At 63.0% G+C, this 15,120-nt stretch carries 14 protein-coding genes; 10 read left to right on the top strand and 4 right to left on the bottom strand.

The features are described 5' to 3' along the window. Window positions 1–4: 4 nt before the first annotated feature. Complete coding sequence (carA, locus tag ACWGTI_RS01635) at window positions 5–1,222, bottom strand: glutamine-hydrolyzing carbamoyl-phosphate synthase small subunit (RefSeq protein WP_454585507.1); 1,218 nt, start codon at window positions 1,220–1,222, stop codon at window positions 5–7. A gap of 257 nt (window positions 1,223–1,479) precedes the next feature. On the opposite strand from carA, the gene ACWGTI_RS01630 reads away from it, so the two are divergent. Further along, the gene (locus ACWGTI_RS01630) at window positions 1,480–1,944 is read left to right on the top strand and encodes a GatB/YqeY domain-containing protein (RefSeq protein WP_454585506.1); all 465 of its coding nucleotides are present in this window, start codon (window positions 1,480–1,482) and stop codon (window positions 1,942–1,944) included. A 55-nt stretch (window positions 1,945–1,999) separates the two neighbouring features. Next, a complete protein-coding gene (locus tag ACWGTI_RS01625) occupies window positions 2,000–2,557 on the top strand; it encodes a GNAT family N-acetyltransferase (RefSeq protein ID WP_454585505.1) in 558 nt (185 codons plus the stop codon). A gap of 7 nt (window positions 2,558–2,564) precedes the next feature. Here the strand turns inward: ACWGTI_RS01625 and ACWGTI_RS01620 are convergent, their stop codons facing one another. Both ACWGTI_RS01620 and ACWGTI_RS01615 read right to left on the bottom strand, forming a co-directional pair. Continuing rightward, window positions 2,565–3,746, bottom strand: a complete 1,182-nt coding sequence (locus ACWGTI_RS01620) for an MFS transporter (protein WP_454585504.1) — start codon at window positions 3,744–3,746, stop codon at window positions 2,565–2,567. 273 nt (window positions 3,747–4,019) lie between these two features. Then, window positions 4,020–5,684: a Na/Pi cotransporter family protein gene (locus ACWGTI_RS01615; RefSeq protein ID WP_454585503.1), complete on the bottom strand. Its 1,665-nt coding sequence runs from the start codon at window positions 5,682–5,684 to the stop codon at window positions 4,020–4,022. 391 nt (window positions 5,685–6,075) lie between these two features. Between ACWGTI_RS01615 and ACWGTI_RS01610 the strand changes: the two genes are divergently transcribed. The 3 genes from ACWGTI_RS01610 to rpoD all read left to right on the top strand — a co-directional run bounded on the left by ACWGTI_RS01610 (window position 6,076) and on the right by rpoD (window position 10,974). Then, on the top strand, window positions 6,076–6,444 hold the full coding sequence (locus ACWGTI_RS01610) for an RcnB family protein (protein ID WP_454585502.1): 369 nt from the start codon (window positions 6,076–6,078) through the stop codon (window positions 6,442–6,444). Window positions 6,445–6,589: 145 nt separating this feature from the next. Beyond that, on the top strand, window positions 6,590–8,530 hold the full coding sequence (gene dnaG, locus ACWGTI_RS01605; protein ID WP_454585501.1) for a DNA primase: 1,941 nt from the start codon (window positions 6,590–6,592) through the stop codon (window positions 8,528–8,530). 419 nt (window positions 8,531–8,949) lie between these two features. Continuing rightward, complete coding sequence (rpoD, locus tag ACWGTI_RS01600) at window positions 8,950–10,974, top strand: RNA polymerase sigma factor RpoD (protein WP_454576986.1); 2,025 nt, start codon at window positions 8,950–8,952, stop codon at window positions 10,972–10,974. A 75-nt stretch (window positions 10,975–11,049) separates the two neighbouring features. Here the strand turns inward: rpoD and ACWGTI_RS01595 are convergent, their stop codons facing one another. Beyond that, on the bottom strand, window positions 11,050–12,156 hold the full coding sequence (locus ACWGTI_RS01595) for a TauD/TfdA family dioxygenase (RefSeq protein ID WP_454585500.1): 1,107 nt from the start codon (window positions 12,154–12,156) through the stop codon (window positions 11,050–11,052). Window positions 12,157–12,412: 256 nt separating this feature from the next. On the opposite strand from ACWGTI_RS01595, the gene ACWGTI_RS01590 reads away from it, so the two are divergent. The 5 genes from ACWGTI_RS01590 (at window position 12,413) to ACWGTI_RS01570 (ending at window position 15,100) form a co-directional block, all read left to right on the top strand. Then, complete coding sequence (locus ACWGTI_RS01590; RefSeq protein ID WP_454585499.1) at window positions 12,413–12,706, top strand: GYD domain-containing protein; 294 nt, start codon at window positions 12,413–12,415, stop codon at window positions 12,704–12,706. 44 nt (window positions 12,707–12,750) lie between these two features. Continuing rightward, complete coding sequence (locus tag ACWGTI_RS01585) at window positions 12,751–13,386, top strand: sulfotransferase family 2 domain-containing protein (protein WP_454585498.1); 636 nt, start codon at window positions 12,751–12,753, stop codon at window positions 13,384–13,386. 101 nt (window positions 13,387–13,487) lie between these two features. Then, entirely contained in the window at window positions 13,488–13,868 is a 381-nt protein-coding gene (locus tag ACWGTI_RS01580; RefSeq protein ID WP_454585497.1) for a thiol-disulfide oxidoreductase DCC family protein, read from the top strand. A gap of 146 nt (window positions 13,869–14,014) precedes the next feature. Beyond that, complete coding sequence (locus ACWGTI_RS01575; protein WP_454585496.1) at window positions 14,015–14,692, top strand: PadR family transcriptional regulator; 678 nt, start codon at window positions 14,015–14,017, stop codon at window positions 14,690–14,692. A 111-nt stretch (window positions 14,693–14,803) separates the two neighbouring features. Further along, the gene (locus ACWGTI_RS01570; RefSeq protein WP_454585495.1) at window positions 14,804–15,100 is read left to right on the top strand and encodes an HlyU family transcriptional regulator; all 297 of its coding nucleotides are present in this window, start codon (window positions 14,804–14,806) and stop codon (window positions 15,098–15,100) included. The last annotated feature ends 20 nt before the right edge of the window (window positions 15,101–15,120 follow it).

The raw sequence follows: 15,120 nt of genomic DNA, 5'->3' as shown, positions 1-15,120 counted from the left end.
AAAATCAAACCCGCTCGGCCAGCAATTCCTCGCCGCGCTTTTCGCGGATTAGGTTGACGAAGCGGCGGAACAGATAGTGCGAATCCTGCGGGCCGGGCGAGGCCTCGGGATGGTGCTGGACCGAAAACACCGGACGGCCGGTGAGCGCGATGCCGCAGTTCGAGCCGTCGAACAGCGAAACATGGGTTTCCTCGACGCCTTCGGGCAGCGAGTCGGCATCGACGGCAAAGCCGTGGTTCATCGAGACGATCTCGACCTTGCCGGTGGTGTGGTCCTTGACCGGGTGGTTGGCGCCGTGATGGCCCTGATGCATCTTGGCGGTCTTGCCGCCCAGCGCCAGCGCCAGCATCTGGTGGCCGAGGCAGATGCCGAACACTGGAATGTCGGTCTTGAGCAGATCCTGGATGACCGGCACGGCATAGTCGCCGGTGGCTTCCGGGTCACCGGGGCCGTTGGAAAGGAAGATGCCATCCGGCTGCATGGCGAGGATCTCTTCCGAACCGGTGCTGGCCGGCACCACGGTGACCTTGGCGCCAAGCCCGGAAAGCAGCCGCAATATGTTGCGCTTGACGCCATAGTCGATGGCGACGACATGCATCGACGGCTCGGCCTGTTCGCCAAAGCCTTCATTCCACACCCAAGGCGTTTCGCGCCAGACCGAGGACTGTCCGGACGTGACTTCCTTGGCGAGATCGAGGCCGATCAGGCCTGACCAGGCGGCGGCGCGGCGCTTGAGGTCCTCGAGGTCGAAGACGCCGTCGGGCGCATGGGCGATGACGGCATTGGGCATGCCCTTTTCGCGGATCAGCGCGGTCAGCGCGCGGGTGTCGATGCCCGAGAGCGCGACGATGCCGCGCTTCTTCAGCCATTGGTCGAGGCCAGTGCCGGCGCGGTAGTTGGAGGGGTTGGTGACATCGGCCTTGAACACCGCGCCGACGGCACCGGCGCGGGCGACAGGGTTCAAGTCCTCGATGTCCTCATCATTGGTGCCGATGTTGCCGATATGAGGGAAGGTGAAGGTGACGATCTGACCGGCATAGGACGGGTCGGTGAGGATTTCCTGGTAGCCGGTGAGTGCCGTGTTGAAGCAGACTTCGGCGACGGCCGACCCGGTGGCGCCGAGACCGCGGCCTTCAATGACGGTGCCGTCGGCCAGCACCAGCAGGGCGGTCGGCTTTTCGGTTACCCAAGCTGGGGTCAACACGGGCGTCATCTCGGCCATGGGGCACTCCTGTCAGGCTGCGCGCTTCGATAGCGGGCCATCTGCGCAGCAAACGGCGCGGCCGATTTCTCGAGCCTGCGCACCTAAATTCATTCTCTTATGCAAGGCCGAGTACATAGGGGAAGGCGCCAGAGCGGTCAATCATGCGGTGCCAAAACGACGGGCATTTGTTTCGTCGAACGATATCAGGGACTTGGCGCGTTTGCTTTACGAGTTCGCCACGGTTATTGTCCGCGCCGTTCGAAGGAGAAAGCATCATGCGCGCGAAAATCGCCGAATCCCTGAAGAGCGCGATGAAGGCGCAGGACAAGCACCGGCTGCCGACGCTCAGGCTCATCCAGGCCGCCATCCACGACCGCGACATCGCCAATCGCGGTTCGGGCAAGGAGCCCGCCAGCGACGAAGAGATCCTGCAGATCCTGGCCAAGATGGTGAAGCAGCGCGAGGAATCGGCCAAGGCATTCGAGGACGGCAAGCGGCCGGAACTGGCGGCGCAGGAGCGCGGCGAAATGGAGATCATCCGCGGCTTCCTGCCGACGCAGCTTGACGACGCCGCGGTGACGGCCGCGGCCCGTGAGGCGATCGCTGCAACCGGTGCGGCGAGCCAGAAGGACATGGGCAAGGTGATCGCCGCGCTGAAGCAGAAATATGCCGGCCAGATGGATTTCGGCAAGGCAAGCGGCATCGTCAAGGGACTGCTGCAGTGGGGCTTGCCGCAGTAGGGATCGTCTCTCGCCACATTCCGGCTTACGGCCGGACTCTGAGCCGTCTGTCGTCATGATCGAAATCGTCAAACCCGCGCTCGAACACCTGCCATCCTATAAGACCGCACTCGAGCGCGGCTGGTCGCCGGATAATGTCCGGCTGATGGAGGCGACACGTGAGCAGCTTGCGGCGATCGACGCGGATCCGGTGGCATTCCTCGATAGCCTCGACGATCCCGAGGCGAAGGGCGGCCCAATCACCTTGCCAGACGGCACGACAGTCCCGCGGCTGCCTGGTTTCTGGCGCTGGATCTGGGACGGCGAAGTGGCAGGCTCCATCGGCTTTCGCTGGCAGACTGGCACCTCAGCACTGCCGTCGCATGTGCTCGGCCATATCGGCTATGCCGTCGTACCCTGGAAGCGGCGGCGCGGCTATGCGACGGAGGCGCTGCGGCTGATGCTGGACGAGGCGAGGGCGGTCGGCTTGGAGTTTGTCGAGATCACCGCCAAGCCGCACAACCCGGCCTCACACAAGGTGATCCTGGCCAACGGCGGTAGACTCGTCCAGCGCTTCTTTGAAGACGCGGCCTATGGCGGGGCGGAGAGCCTGCGGTTCCGGATAGACTTGTAGCCAGACCCTATTCCGCTGCAGCTGGTAGCGGCGGTGCTGCCCGGCTGCGACCTTCCCAGACATAGGAGGCAAGCGCGACCGCCACCGCGACCAGCATCGCCGCGGCGCCGGCCAGCGGCAGGCTGCGATAGCCTAAGCCGGCATTGAGCATGGCGGCGCCCAGCGATGCGGCGAGCGCAATGCCGACATTGAAGCCCGAGGGAATGAGCGAGGAGGCGAGGTTGGAAGCGTCCGCCGTCCAGGCCAGGATGCGGGTCTGGATCGGCGTGCCGATGGCGAAGTTGAGGCCGCCCCAGATAACGATAGTGACGACCATCGGCAGCGCGTAGGGGCTGACCGTATAGATCACGCAAAGCATCACCGCCTGCAAGGCAAGCATGGTGATCAGCGATGGCATCAGTTTCCAGTCGGAGAGCTTGCCGCCGAGGAATACGCCGATGGTGGCGCCGACGCCGTTGAGCAGCAGCACCCAGGGGATCAGGCTCTCATTGAGGCCTGTCACTTCGAGCAGTGTCGGGGTGATGTAGGTGAACAGGGCGAACTGGCCGATCATCAGCATCAGCATCAGGATCAGCGAGGTCCAGACCTGTTGGCGCGCGAGCACACGCACCTCGCGGCCGAGGCCGGCGGACGGGGTCGACGCGCCTGCCGTGCGGGGCAGCAGGGTGGCCATGGCGGCGAATGCGACCACGCCAAGCGCGCACATCACCCAGAAGGTGGCGCGCCAGCCCCAGAGGTTGCCGATGGCGGTGCCGGCGGGCACGCCAATGATGTTGGAGACGGTGAGGCCGGAGAGGATGACGGCGACCGCCATGCCGCGTTTGTCCTGCGGCACCAGGCTGACGGCCACCACCATGGCAACGCCGAAATAGGCGCCATGCGCGACGGCAACCGCGATGCGAAGTAGCAGCATCGAGGTAAAGTCGGGCGCCAGCGCACAAGCCGCCTGGCCAATCGTAAAGGCGACGGTCAGGGCAAGCAGCAGGGTTTTGCGGGAGATACCCTTGGTGGCGAGCGCCAGCAGCGGCCCGCCAAGGGCGATGCCGCCAGCATAGCCGGAAACGAGATAGCCGGAGGTCGGGATCGAAACGCCGAGACCGTCGGCCACTTGCGGCAAGACGCCGGCGATGACGAATTCGGTGGTGCCGAAAGCGAAGGCGGCGATGAACAGGGCAATGAGCGGAAGCATGGCGCGGAAGCGATCCTCGGATGAGGTGGCCTCAAACCACGGATGAAGCGCGCGGGCAATGCAGAAATTGTCGACGCCGCTTTAGGTTTTCTTGAGCGGGTGATGCGGCTTCTTCCTTCTCCCCCTGTGGGAGAAGGTGGCCGAGCGAAGCTCGGTCGGATGAGGGGTGCTCCAGGGAACGCCAACGCCTCACTCCGCTGGAACACCCCTCAACCGTCTCGGCGCTATCGCGCCGATCCACCTTCTCCCGCAAGGGGAGAAGGGAAAAGTGCCTCACCCCGCCTTCAACCTCGACCCACCCAGCAGGCCGCGCTCCTCCAGCACCGGGTAGGCCATCGACGCCAGCAGCGAGTTGATCTGCTTCAGGTCGCGGATGGTGTCGAGATGGATGGAGCTGGTCTCGACGCTCTTGGCCGTGCCGTCGCGCAGGCGCACGAAATGGCTGGCGCTGGTTTCCTTCTCGCGGTCGCGCAGCCGGTCCTTTTCCAACACCAGCTGGCGCGCCGCCTCGGGGTCGCGCGAGACCAGCACGTTGAAGGCGAGCCTGGCGTTGGCGAGCACTGAGGCATGGAAGGCGCAGAGTTCGCGCCAGCCTTCGGGCGTGAACTCCAGCCCGCGCTCGAGCTTCTTCCTCACATGCACCAGCATGTTGCGCACGATGATGTCGCCGACCTGCTCCAGCTTGACGCAGGCGCCGATCAATTCCTGGCAGCGCAGGGCTTCGTCCTCTGTGAGCGAATTCCTGGTGAGCTTGGCCAGATAGAGTTTTATTGCCGCGTGCTTCCGGTCGACGCGGTCGTCGAGGGCGGCCAGCGCCTTGATCTTGTCCGCGTCGGCGCTCTCATAGAGCTCGATGATGCGCTTGAGCATGATCTCGACCGTTTCGCAGACCCGCACCACCTCGCGGGTGGCGTTGGCCAGCGCCTGGCTCGGAGTATCCAGCGCGCTGTCGTTGAGCGCGGAAAGCTCGACCACGTCGAGTGCGGCGGCCGGCGCCGGCTTGGTGCCTATCGCCACGATCTTCTCCGAGGCGCGGTAGATGAGGCTGGCAAGCGGCAGCCCGGCCAGCAGGATGATGACGTTGAACAGGATGTGGGCGTTGACGATCTGGTCGGGCACGGTTGCACCGAGGAAGGCGACCGGCGGCTTCAGCGTCATGAAGGCGATCAGCATCACCAGGGAACCCATGCCGCGCATCAAAAGATTGCCGATCGGCACGACGCGCACCCCAGGCTCGGCGCTGCGGGTGAGCAGCGGCGCGATGATCGAGGAGCCGAGATTGACGCCGAGCACCAGCACGATGCCGAGTTCAGGCGGGATGAAGCCGCGGCCGGCGAGTGTCACCATCAACAGCACGGCGGCTATCGAGGAGTGGAACAGCCAGGTGACGAGCGCGGCCAGCAGATAGGCGGTGACGAAATCGCCGGAGAAATATTGGATGATCAGCGGCATTAGCGTGCTCTGGCGCAGCGGCTCCGACGCCTGGCCGATCATCTCCAGCGACAGCACCAAAAGGCCGATGCCGACCAGGATGCGGCCGAACTGGCGCCAGTCGCGCCGCTCGGTGGCCATGAACATGACGGTGCCGGCAACGAGGCAGATCGGCACCAGCAGCGTCAAATCGAACGTCAAAAGCTTGACCACCAGCGCCGAGCCGATCTCGGCGCCGCGCACTGCCAATTGACCCGACATGCCCGAGACGATGCCGGCGCCGGCGAAGGAGCCGACGAGAAGCGTGACGGCGGTCGAACTCTGCAGCGCAATCGATAGGCCGCAGCCGGTCAGCACCGCCATGATCGGATTGCGCATGGTGGAGCGCAGCCTGTGGCGCAGCACGTCGCCATAGGCGCGCTCGACGCCGGTCTTGACCATGCGGGTGGCAAACAGCATCAGCGCCACCGCGCCGGCCAGATGCAGCAGGACGACGGAGCCGCTCATTTCGAAACCTGCATGCGGACAGGAACCGCGACGCGGAAGGCGTGGCGGTCAGGGTCGGAAAGGAGGGCGCGAATCATCGTCATGACAGTCTTGAACAATAGCCGGACTATTTTAGCCGGATAATAAAATCTTGTCGATTTCAAGGGGTCGTCGCGGCGCGACGGGGCGTGTCGGAAAATCGACGGATGCGCAGATGACTGCACGGCGGATGCACGGCGATGCGATGCATCCACCGCAGTTGTCGCACTTTTCGACACCTGCCTTGGAGATGATGCTGAGATATCGAAGCTAAGTAGAAGATTTCATTACATAATTGTAATGCTGGTGTTCAGTTTCAGTTCATCCATTGGCCGCTATTCCCTCTGATATCGACAACCAAGGAGCCCCTCCCATGAAACGCATTGTTCTTTCCGCCCTCGCTGTCTCCATGCTGGCTGCCAGCTCGCTCGCCGGGCAGGCAGCGCCGATGAATGCGCCGGCCGTGCCGCAGTCGAACTATACGCAGATCGACTGGCAGAAGCCCGGCAAGCATGTCGAAGTGCGCAAGCGCGTCGTGAAGAAGACGGTCATCGTCAAACGCAGCCATTGGCGTAATGGACAGAAGTACTCCAGCTGGAAGCGTCACCAGCCGATCCGCGACTATGGCCGTTACGGCCTGCATCGTCCCGGCCGCGGCCAGGAGTGGATCCGCGTCGGCAACGACTATGTGCTGGTCAGCATCCTATCCGGCATCATCTTCGGCGCCGTCGCCGCGCAGTAAGTCTGACCAGCACACTGCTGAGGCTTGAAAGGAGGTGGCCCGCAACGGCCGCCTTCTTTTTGGCCTGTGGAAACCGGGTAAGGTCCGCAATAAGGGTCGTCGGATTTCGCGCACATGATTATATGAGGGACAAACGAGTTCCCCGATGCGCTTTCCGCCCGCCTTTCTCGACGAGATACGCGACCGTGTGCCGATTTCTTCGGTTATCGGCCAGCGCGTCGCGTGGGACAGAAAGAAGACCAACGCGTCGCGTGGCGATTACTGGGCATGCTGCCCCTTCCATGGCGAGAAGAGCGCGTCCTTTCACTGCGAGGACAAGAAGGGCCGTTACCACTGCTTCGGCTGCTCGGTGTCGGGCGATCACTTCAAGTTCCTGACCGAACTCGACGGTTTGAGCTTTCCCGAGGCGGTCGAGAAGATCGCCGAGATGGCCGGCGTGCCGATGCCGGTGCGCGACGAACGGGAGGAACAGCGCGAGAAGGAACGCGCCAGCCTGACCGATGTCATGGAAATGGCGACGGCCTTCTTCCAGGACCGGCTGCAAGGACCGGAAGGTGCCAAGGCCCGCGCCTATCTCAGGGACCGCGGGCTGACGCCGGCGACCCAGCAATCGTTCCGGCTCGGCTTTGCGCCGGATAGCCGCAACGCGCTGAAGGAGCATCTTGCGGCAAAAGGCGTGCCGAAGGCCGACATCGAGGCCTGCGGGCTGGTGCGGCATGGCGACGACATTCCGGTTTCCTACGACTGGTTCCGCGACCGCATCATGTTCCCGATCCCGGATTCGCGCGGCAAGATCATCGCTTTCGGCGGCCGTGCGCTGGCGCCCGATGCTTTGGCCAAATACATGAACTCGCCCGACACCGAGCTCTTCCACAAGGGCAATGTGCTCTACAATTTTGCTCGCGCCCGCAAGGCGCTCGCCAAAGGCGGCACGGTGATTGCCGTCGAAGGCTATATGGACGTTATCGCGCTGGCGCAGGCGGGCTTTGAAAATGCCGTGGCGCCGCTCGGCACCGCGCTCACCGAAAACCAGCTTGAATTGTTGTGGCGCATGGCGCCCGAGCCGGTGCTGTGCTTCGACGGGGACCAGGCCGGGCTGAAGGCGGCATGGCGCGCCGCGGATCTCGCACTGCCCTCGGTGCAGGGCGGGCGCACGGCGCGTTTTGCGCTGCTGCCGGAAGGCAAGGACCCCGACGATCTGGTCAAGGCGGAAGGGCCGGACGCGTTCCGCGCCGTGCTTGCCGAGGCACGGCCGCTGGACGAACTGTTGTGGATGCGCGAGACGGCGGGCGGTGTCTTCGATACACCGGAGCGGCGGGCGGAATTGTCAAAAACGTTGAACGAACTCTCCAATCGCGTCCGGGACGAAAGCACGCGCTATCACTACCAGCAGGCGATGCGCGAGCGGGTGCAGAGCTTCTTCGGCGCCCAGCGCACTGTTCGGCAAGGTCGTCAGGACTGGAAACCGGGGCAGGGCAAGACGCCACCGCCGGGCGGGCAGTTCGCGAAAGGCGGAGGCATTGGCGCGCGCGCCGCGATCACCGAGAGCCTGGGGCGTTCGGCATTGGTCAAGCGCGGCAGCGAAGGGATGTCTGTGCGCGAGGCGACGATCATCGTGGCGCTGGTCAACCATCCGGCGCTGATCGACGAGAATTTCGCCCATGTCGAGTTCCTCGACCTGGCCAACACCGACCTGAAGCGGCTGCACGCCGCCATCCTCGATGCCATGGCGCATGACATGGCCAATGACCGCGACGCGGTGATCGCCACGATCGAGCGTGCCGGCTGCAGCGATATCTGGGGGCGGGCGGTGATGCTGATCAAACGCGCCCGGCAGTGGCCGGCGCTGGAAACCGCCGCCCTTGACGATGCTCGTGACGCCTTCAACCAGGCGCTGCACTTGCAGCGCAGCGCGCGCACCTTACATAAGGAGCTCAAACAGGCGGAAGCAGCGCTCGCCAGCGATCCCACAGACGAAAACTACCGGCATCTCGTCGAGATTCAGGCGCAATTTCGTGATGTGCAGGCAACGGAAGCGCTGATCGAAGGGTTCGGCGTGTCCTCGGGCAAGGCTGGGCGCGTCTAGGTTGAAACCTGCGCAAGAGTGAAGTTGAAATGTGCTGCGCGTCGAATCGACGCCTCTAAGTCGGGTAATTGATTCGCTTTTTTGATGCGAATCATGCGAGAGGCGCTTGACCTTCTGGCAGAATGACGGAATCAGGACGATTCGAAACCTTAACCCGTGCCGGCGTCGATGGGAAATGCAGCGATGTGAGGTGCTGATCACTGGACAGGTTGTTAGCCTGCCACAGATATCAGGGTTAATCTGGACTTAATGCATGTCGCCCAAAAGTGAAAACCCGGTTTTGGGGCACGATATGAACCAAACAAAAGAGTTGATGCGGTTACCGGCCGGTGAAGCGCGTTTCGTCACGAGCGCATAATTTGACCGGTGCGGCAGCTTACGCGGCTTCGATGTTCGGCCGCTAGGAGAAGATAAAGACTATGGCGACAAAGGAAAAGGAAGAGGTCGAGACCGAACGCGAAGGCGCCACCGATGGCCCCCTGCTCGACCTTTCCGATGATGCTGTCAAGAAGATGATCAAGGCCGCCAAGAAGCGCGGCTATGTGACCCTTGACGAGCTGAATGCGGTGCTGCCGTCGGAAGAGACCGATCCGGATCGCATCGAAGACATCAATGCGATGCTGTCCGACATGGGCATCAACGTGGTCGAGGACGACGATCAGGGCGAAGAGCCCGAGGCCGCCGACAGCAATGCCGACGCCGAGGAAGACGCCAACGAACTGGCCGAGCAGACCGGCACCGCCGTCGCCGCCACGACCACCAAGAAAGAGCCGACCGACCGCACCGATGATCCGGTGCGCATGTATCTGCGCGAAATGGGCTCGGTCGAGCTCCTGTCGCGCGAGGGTGAAATCGCGATCGCCAAGCGCATCGAGGCCGGCCGCGAGACGATGATCGCGGGGCTCTGCGAAAGCCCGCTGACCTTCCAGGCCATCATCATCTGGCGTGACGAGCTCAACGAATCCAAGATTCTGCTGCGCGAGATCATCGACCTCGAAGCCACCTATGCCGGCCCCGAAGCCAAGCAGGCGCCGGTGGTCGAGCGCATCGAGGAAACCCCAAAGCCCGAGGACAAGCCGCGGCGTGGACGCGACGAGGAAGACGACATCACCAATGTCGGCGCCGACACGCGCGGGCTGACGGATGACGACGAGGAAGACGAGGACGAGGCGAGCCTGTCGCTTGCGGCGATGGAAGCGGAACTCCGTCCGCAGGTGATGGAGACGCTCGACGTCATCGCCGACACTTACAAGAAGCTCAGGAAGCTGCAGGACCAGCAGGTCGAGAACCGTCTGGCTGCCGCCGGCACGCTGTCGCCCAGCCAGGACCGGCGCCTGAAGGAGCTGAAAGACCAGCTGATCAAGGCGGTGAAGTCGCTGTCGCTCAACACCGCGCGCATCGAGGCGCTGGTCGAGCAGCTCTACGACATCAACAAGCGGTTGGTGCAGAACGAAGGCAAGCTCTTGCGCCTGGCCGAAAGCTATGGCGTGCGCCGCGAGGAATTCCTCAAGGAATATCAGGGTTCCGAGCTAGATCCGAACTGGACGCGCTCGATCGGCAATCTGACCTCGCGCGGCTGGAAGGAATTCACCAAGAACGAGAAGGACGCGATCAAGGATCTGCGTTCGGAGATTCAGAACCTCGCCACCGAAACGGCGATCTCGATCCTGGAATTCAGAAAAATCGTCAACCAGGTGCAGAAGGGCGAGCGCGAAGCCGCGATCGCCAAGAAGGAAATGGTCGAGGCCAATCTGCGCCTCGTCATCTCCATCGCCAAGAAATACACCAATCGCGGCCTGCAGTTCCTCGACCTGATCCAGGAAGGCAATATCGGCCTGATGAAGGCGGTCGACAAATTCGAATACCGCCGCGGTTACAAGTTCTCGACCTACGCGACATGGTGGATCCGGCAGGCGATCACGCGTTCGATCGCCGACCAGGCGCGCACCATCCGCATCCCGGTGCACATGATCGAGACGATCAACAAGATCGTGCGCACGTCGCGCCAGATGCTGCACGAGATTGGCCGCGAGCCGACGCCGGAGGAATTGGCCGAAAAGCTCGCAATGCCGCTTGAAAAAGTGCGCAAGGTCTTGAAGATCGCCAAGGAGCCGATCTCGCTCGAAACGCCTGTGGGCGACGAGGAGGATTCGCACCTGGGCGACTTCATCGAGGACAAGATGGCGATCCTGCCGATCGACGCGGCGATCCAGGCCAATCTGCGCGAGACCACGACGCGCGTGCTTGCCTCGCTGACGCCGCGCGAGGAGCGCGTGCTCAGAATGCGCTTCGGCATCGGCATGAACACCGACCACACGCTGGAAGAAGTCGGCCAGCAGTTCTCGGTCACCCGCGAGCGTATCCGCCAGATCGAAGCCAAGGCGCTGCGCAAGCTCAAGCACCCGAGCAGGTCGCGCAAGCTGCGCAGCTTCCTCGACAGCTGACACTCGCCGATTGCAAAGAAGTTAAGGGCGCCCATCGGGGTGCCCTTTTCGTTTCAAGCGGTTCAGCGAATTGCTCTACAGCGGCACGTTCAGCCGCGTTCCCTTGACGATGATGCCGCCCCGGTCGCCTATTTCTATCGAGCCATAACGCTGCCTGAAGCACTCGGGGAGCGGACGGTCGCCGGGAACAGACAGCCACAGGCGCAGCATATGGCGCCGCTTGTCCGGATCCGGCCAGTCCCGAAAACCCATGCGGTCGTGAAGCAGCGAATGATTGTAGACAAACTGCATGTCGCCGGGCCGCAGCCGCATCGACAGGTTCAGTTTCGGGTCATTGGCAAGGCTGTCGAAGAGATCCAGCGCTTCGATATGTACGGGGCTCAGCCGCATGGCATCCGGGAAACGCTGTGCGCTGTCGATGTACTGGCGTTGATAAATGCCGGTCAGCAATCCCGCGTGCCAGTTGAGGACCGGGATTTCGAAGTAGGGCTTTTCGCCTTCCGGCACCTCGCCGCGTCGGTCGGTGGCAATCGGATCAAACAGCAGGCGGACCAGGTCGGGCCGTCGTTTGCGCATCTCGTTGTAGATCGTCACCGTGCTGACCAGCAGGGACTCGCCGCCTTGCATGGCATCTTTCAGGCAGAGCAGACCGACGACGTCGGCGGAGTCGGTGTGAAATGTCTGGCGCTCCGCCGTCTGGTAGATGCGCGTCGTGGCATCCTTGGCGTCGGCGCCTGTGTCGCGGACGTAGCCAAGTATATGGCCCTGCGCATTCTGCGACCGTGCGCTACCAAGATGCGCTCCAATCCCGCAGAAGATCGTTGCCGCCATTTGCGCAGAATATGTCTCGGCCGGGAGGCCGCGAAGCACCTCGAACCCAATGCCTGCGATGATTTTTTCGCGCAGGGCAACGAGATGGTCGGCCAGCCGGGGCAAGGGGAAATCGGCCTTGCTCAGGTTGCCGATATCTTGCGAGCGGGCGAGAAAGCCGGTTGCCGCCAACTCCAGTTCCGCGACATCCTGCTTGTCCAATTCGACCAGCCAATTTTCAGGATGCTTCGCCATTTCCTCGCCTGTCCATGCGGCAGGAATTTCGATCCGTCCTGGCGGCAGGCCGATGCTCTCGCCCATGAAACTCTCCAGCCGCTGGATCGGCGGGATTTCCGCCAGGTCGATGGCCACGAACGGAGATTGCCGTAGTCAGGCGGAATTTTAAACCGGCTTTCCCTGGTCGGCGCCGACAGTTTTGCGGTCGTCGCTTTGCCGCTGCCTTGATGCTTGGCCTTCACGGGTCAATGGGGCTGGCGCGGCGGTCCTTGCACGAAGCTCGCTGCGGGCGGATACTTCGCCGTCGGATGCGTGTTCTGGGTGACAAACCGGATGTTCGCCCCGGCTGAGATCCTCAGCCGTGCTCCGTGGCGCCGGAGGGAGGTATGCGATGACAACCTACATCCTGCTGATGAACTGGACCGAACAGGGCGCCAGGAATGTGCGCGAGTCGCCGAAGCGGCTCGATGCCGCCAAGAAGCAGCTGGCCGACATGGGAGGGTCGTTCAAGGCGTTTTATCTCACCATGGGCGAATGCGACATGGTGGCCGTGGTCGAGGCTCCCGACGATGCGGTACTTGCGCGTTTTGCGCTGATGCTGGGGGCGGGCGGCAGCGTCAAGACGCGAACGCTCAAGGCTTTCCCGGAATTTGCCTACCGCGAGATCGTCACCTCGCTAGGATAGGCGGTGCCGCTTGACGGCGCCTGAGCTGCCGATATTGAGGAGAAATGCTCCTCTCGCTCGAGAAGAACTTCATTTTCATCCACATCCCGAAGACGGCCGGGACCTCGATCACCCGTGCGCTGCGGCCATGGTGCCTGCAGCCGAAGCCGACGCGGTGGCGGCGTCTGCTGTCGCGCCTGCCGGTGCCAGAGGCGCCGGAGAGGGTCAATTTCAGACAGCATGACAGAGCCGCCTGGCTGCTGCGCAAATTGCCGGCCCAGCTCTATGACGGCGCCTACAAATTCGCCGTGGTGCGCAACCCTTTCGAACTGGCCGTTTCCAATTACCAGCATTTGCGCCGGAAAACCTCGCGGCGCCGGCATCGCCAGGCGCAGCGCTGGGATTTCAAGGCGTTCCTGCGCTACCTCGAACGCAAGAACCGGCTGGCGCGGGTGGACCAGACAAGCTGGATTTCGGACAAGGATGGAAAGCTTATCATCGACGAGGTGCTGCGGTTCGAGAGGCTGGCCGATCAGTTCAATATCCTGGCCGGACGACTCGGGCTTCCCGCCGAAGTGACGCTTCCCCGAAAGAACGTCAGTGGCCCGGTCGACTATCGTGCCCTCTATGACGAGGAGGCGAAAGCCATCGTGCGGCGGCTCTATATCAGAGATTTTGAGCGCTTCGGCTACGAGTTCTGATTTCAGGCGCGGGGTCTCAAAGCGCGGCGCTTCGCCAGGTTGCGGGCCGACGTCATTGCGACGATAGTCGGTTCCGTCCCTCGGGTCGTGGTTTGAAATCCATGTCCAAGCCTCTGCTGACCGTCTGGTACAACACGCGCTGCCCGGTCTGCGATGGCGGCATCACCAAGCAGAAACGGCGGCTGATCGAAGCGATCAAGGCCGGGCGGATCGAATTCCGCGACATCAACCTCGAACCGGCGGCCCTGGCCGGCTACGGCGCTTCGCTGGAGGATATCCGTCGCCGGCTGCATGCCACCGATGCCGACGGCAAGCTCATCGTCGGCGCCGATGTCGCTGTCGCCGTCTGGAGGGTAACGCCGGGCGAGGGCTGGCTGGCGGTGCTGTTCGGCAATCCGGTCGCGCTGCCGCTGACGCGCTTCGCCTATGATCGCTTCGCCGACCTTCTCTATGCCTGGAACCGGCGCAACGGCCGCTGGTAGCCGGGAAACACCCCGGACATCTCCGAACCTGAGCCGGTGACCCGTCGCTGACGCTGCCTTCAGATACATCGTAAGATATATCTTGACTCCTCGGCCATGTGCGCCTAATTACGATATATCGTAAGACATAACTCAAGGAGCAAAAAATGCACAGACATCATCCTTTTGGCGAGCGCGCCGAGCGCGCATTCCTGCATATGGCCGGCAAATTTGGTGGCAGAGGGGGCGGCGGCTTTGGGCCGTTCGGGCACGGTGGTCGTGGCGGTGGACGCGGCGGGCCGGGCGACATGTTTCGCGCCGGACGCATGCTGGCCGACGGTGATCTCAAGCTGATCACGCTGTCGCTGCTGGCCGAGGCGCCGCGCCATGGCTACGACATCATCAAGGCGCTGGAAGAGCGCACCAGCGGCATCTACAGCCCGAGCCCGGGCGTGGTCTATCCGACGCTGACCTTCCTGGAAGAGGCCGGTTATGCCGCTTCTGCGGCCGATGGCAACAAGAAGGTGTTTTCGATCACCGAGGCGGGCCAGGCGCATCTCGACGAAAACCGCGAAATGATCGACGGTGTGCTCGAGCATCTCGAGCGCTTCGGCCGCAAGATGGCCAAGGCGCGCGAGTGGTTTGGCTGGAACGATGACAGCGAGGAGGGCGGACGACGTGGCCGCGGCGGCCGTTCGGAAGCCCGCGACGAGTTCCGCGCCGTGCGCCACCGGCTGCGCGCCGCCCTTGGCGAGATCGTCGACGCGCCGGCCGAAAAGCAGGCCGAAGCGATCGCGATACTGGAAGGGGCCGCCGAAGCCCTCGAAGCGCTGTCGCGCGGCTGAGCTCTGGCGGGGGACCGGTACACGACCCTTGCCCGTTCGACAGAGGAACGGTACTGAAAATCATCCTGCACCTTCTATCGGTGCGGGATGATTGCCGTTGGAGGATTCCCCATGTCTTTTCTGAAACGTCTTTTCGGCGGCGGTGGCGGCGGTGACGCCGGCGAGCCTAAGAGCGCTGCCCCGGCAAAGCAGATCGAGCACAAGGGATTTCTGATCAGCGCCACGCCCTACAAGGCGGACGGCCAGTATCAGACCTGCGGCGTGGTTTCGAAGGAAGTCGGCGGCGTGATGAAGGAGCACCGCTTCATCCGCGCCGACCGTTTCGCCGGTCTCGACGACGCTGTCGACATCTCGATCAAGAAGGGAATGCAGCTGGTCGACGAGCAGGGCGAGAAGATTTTCGGATGAAGCGGTTCAGGGACCGAATC

The sequence above is a fragment of the Mesorhizobium sp. ArgA1 genome, from assembly GCF_053714375.1.
Note: the sequence above shows the minus strand (reverse complement) of the source record. Positions and strands in the feature narration are given on the sequence as shown.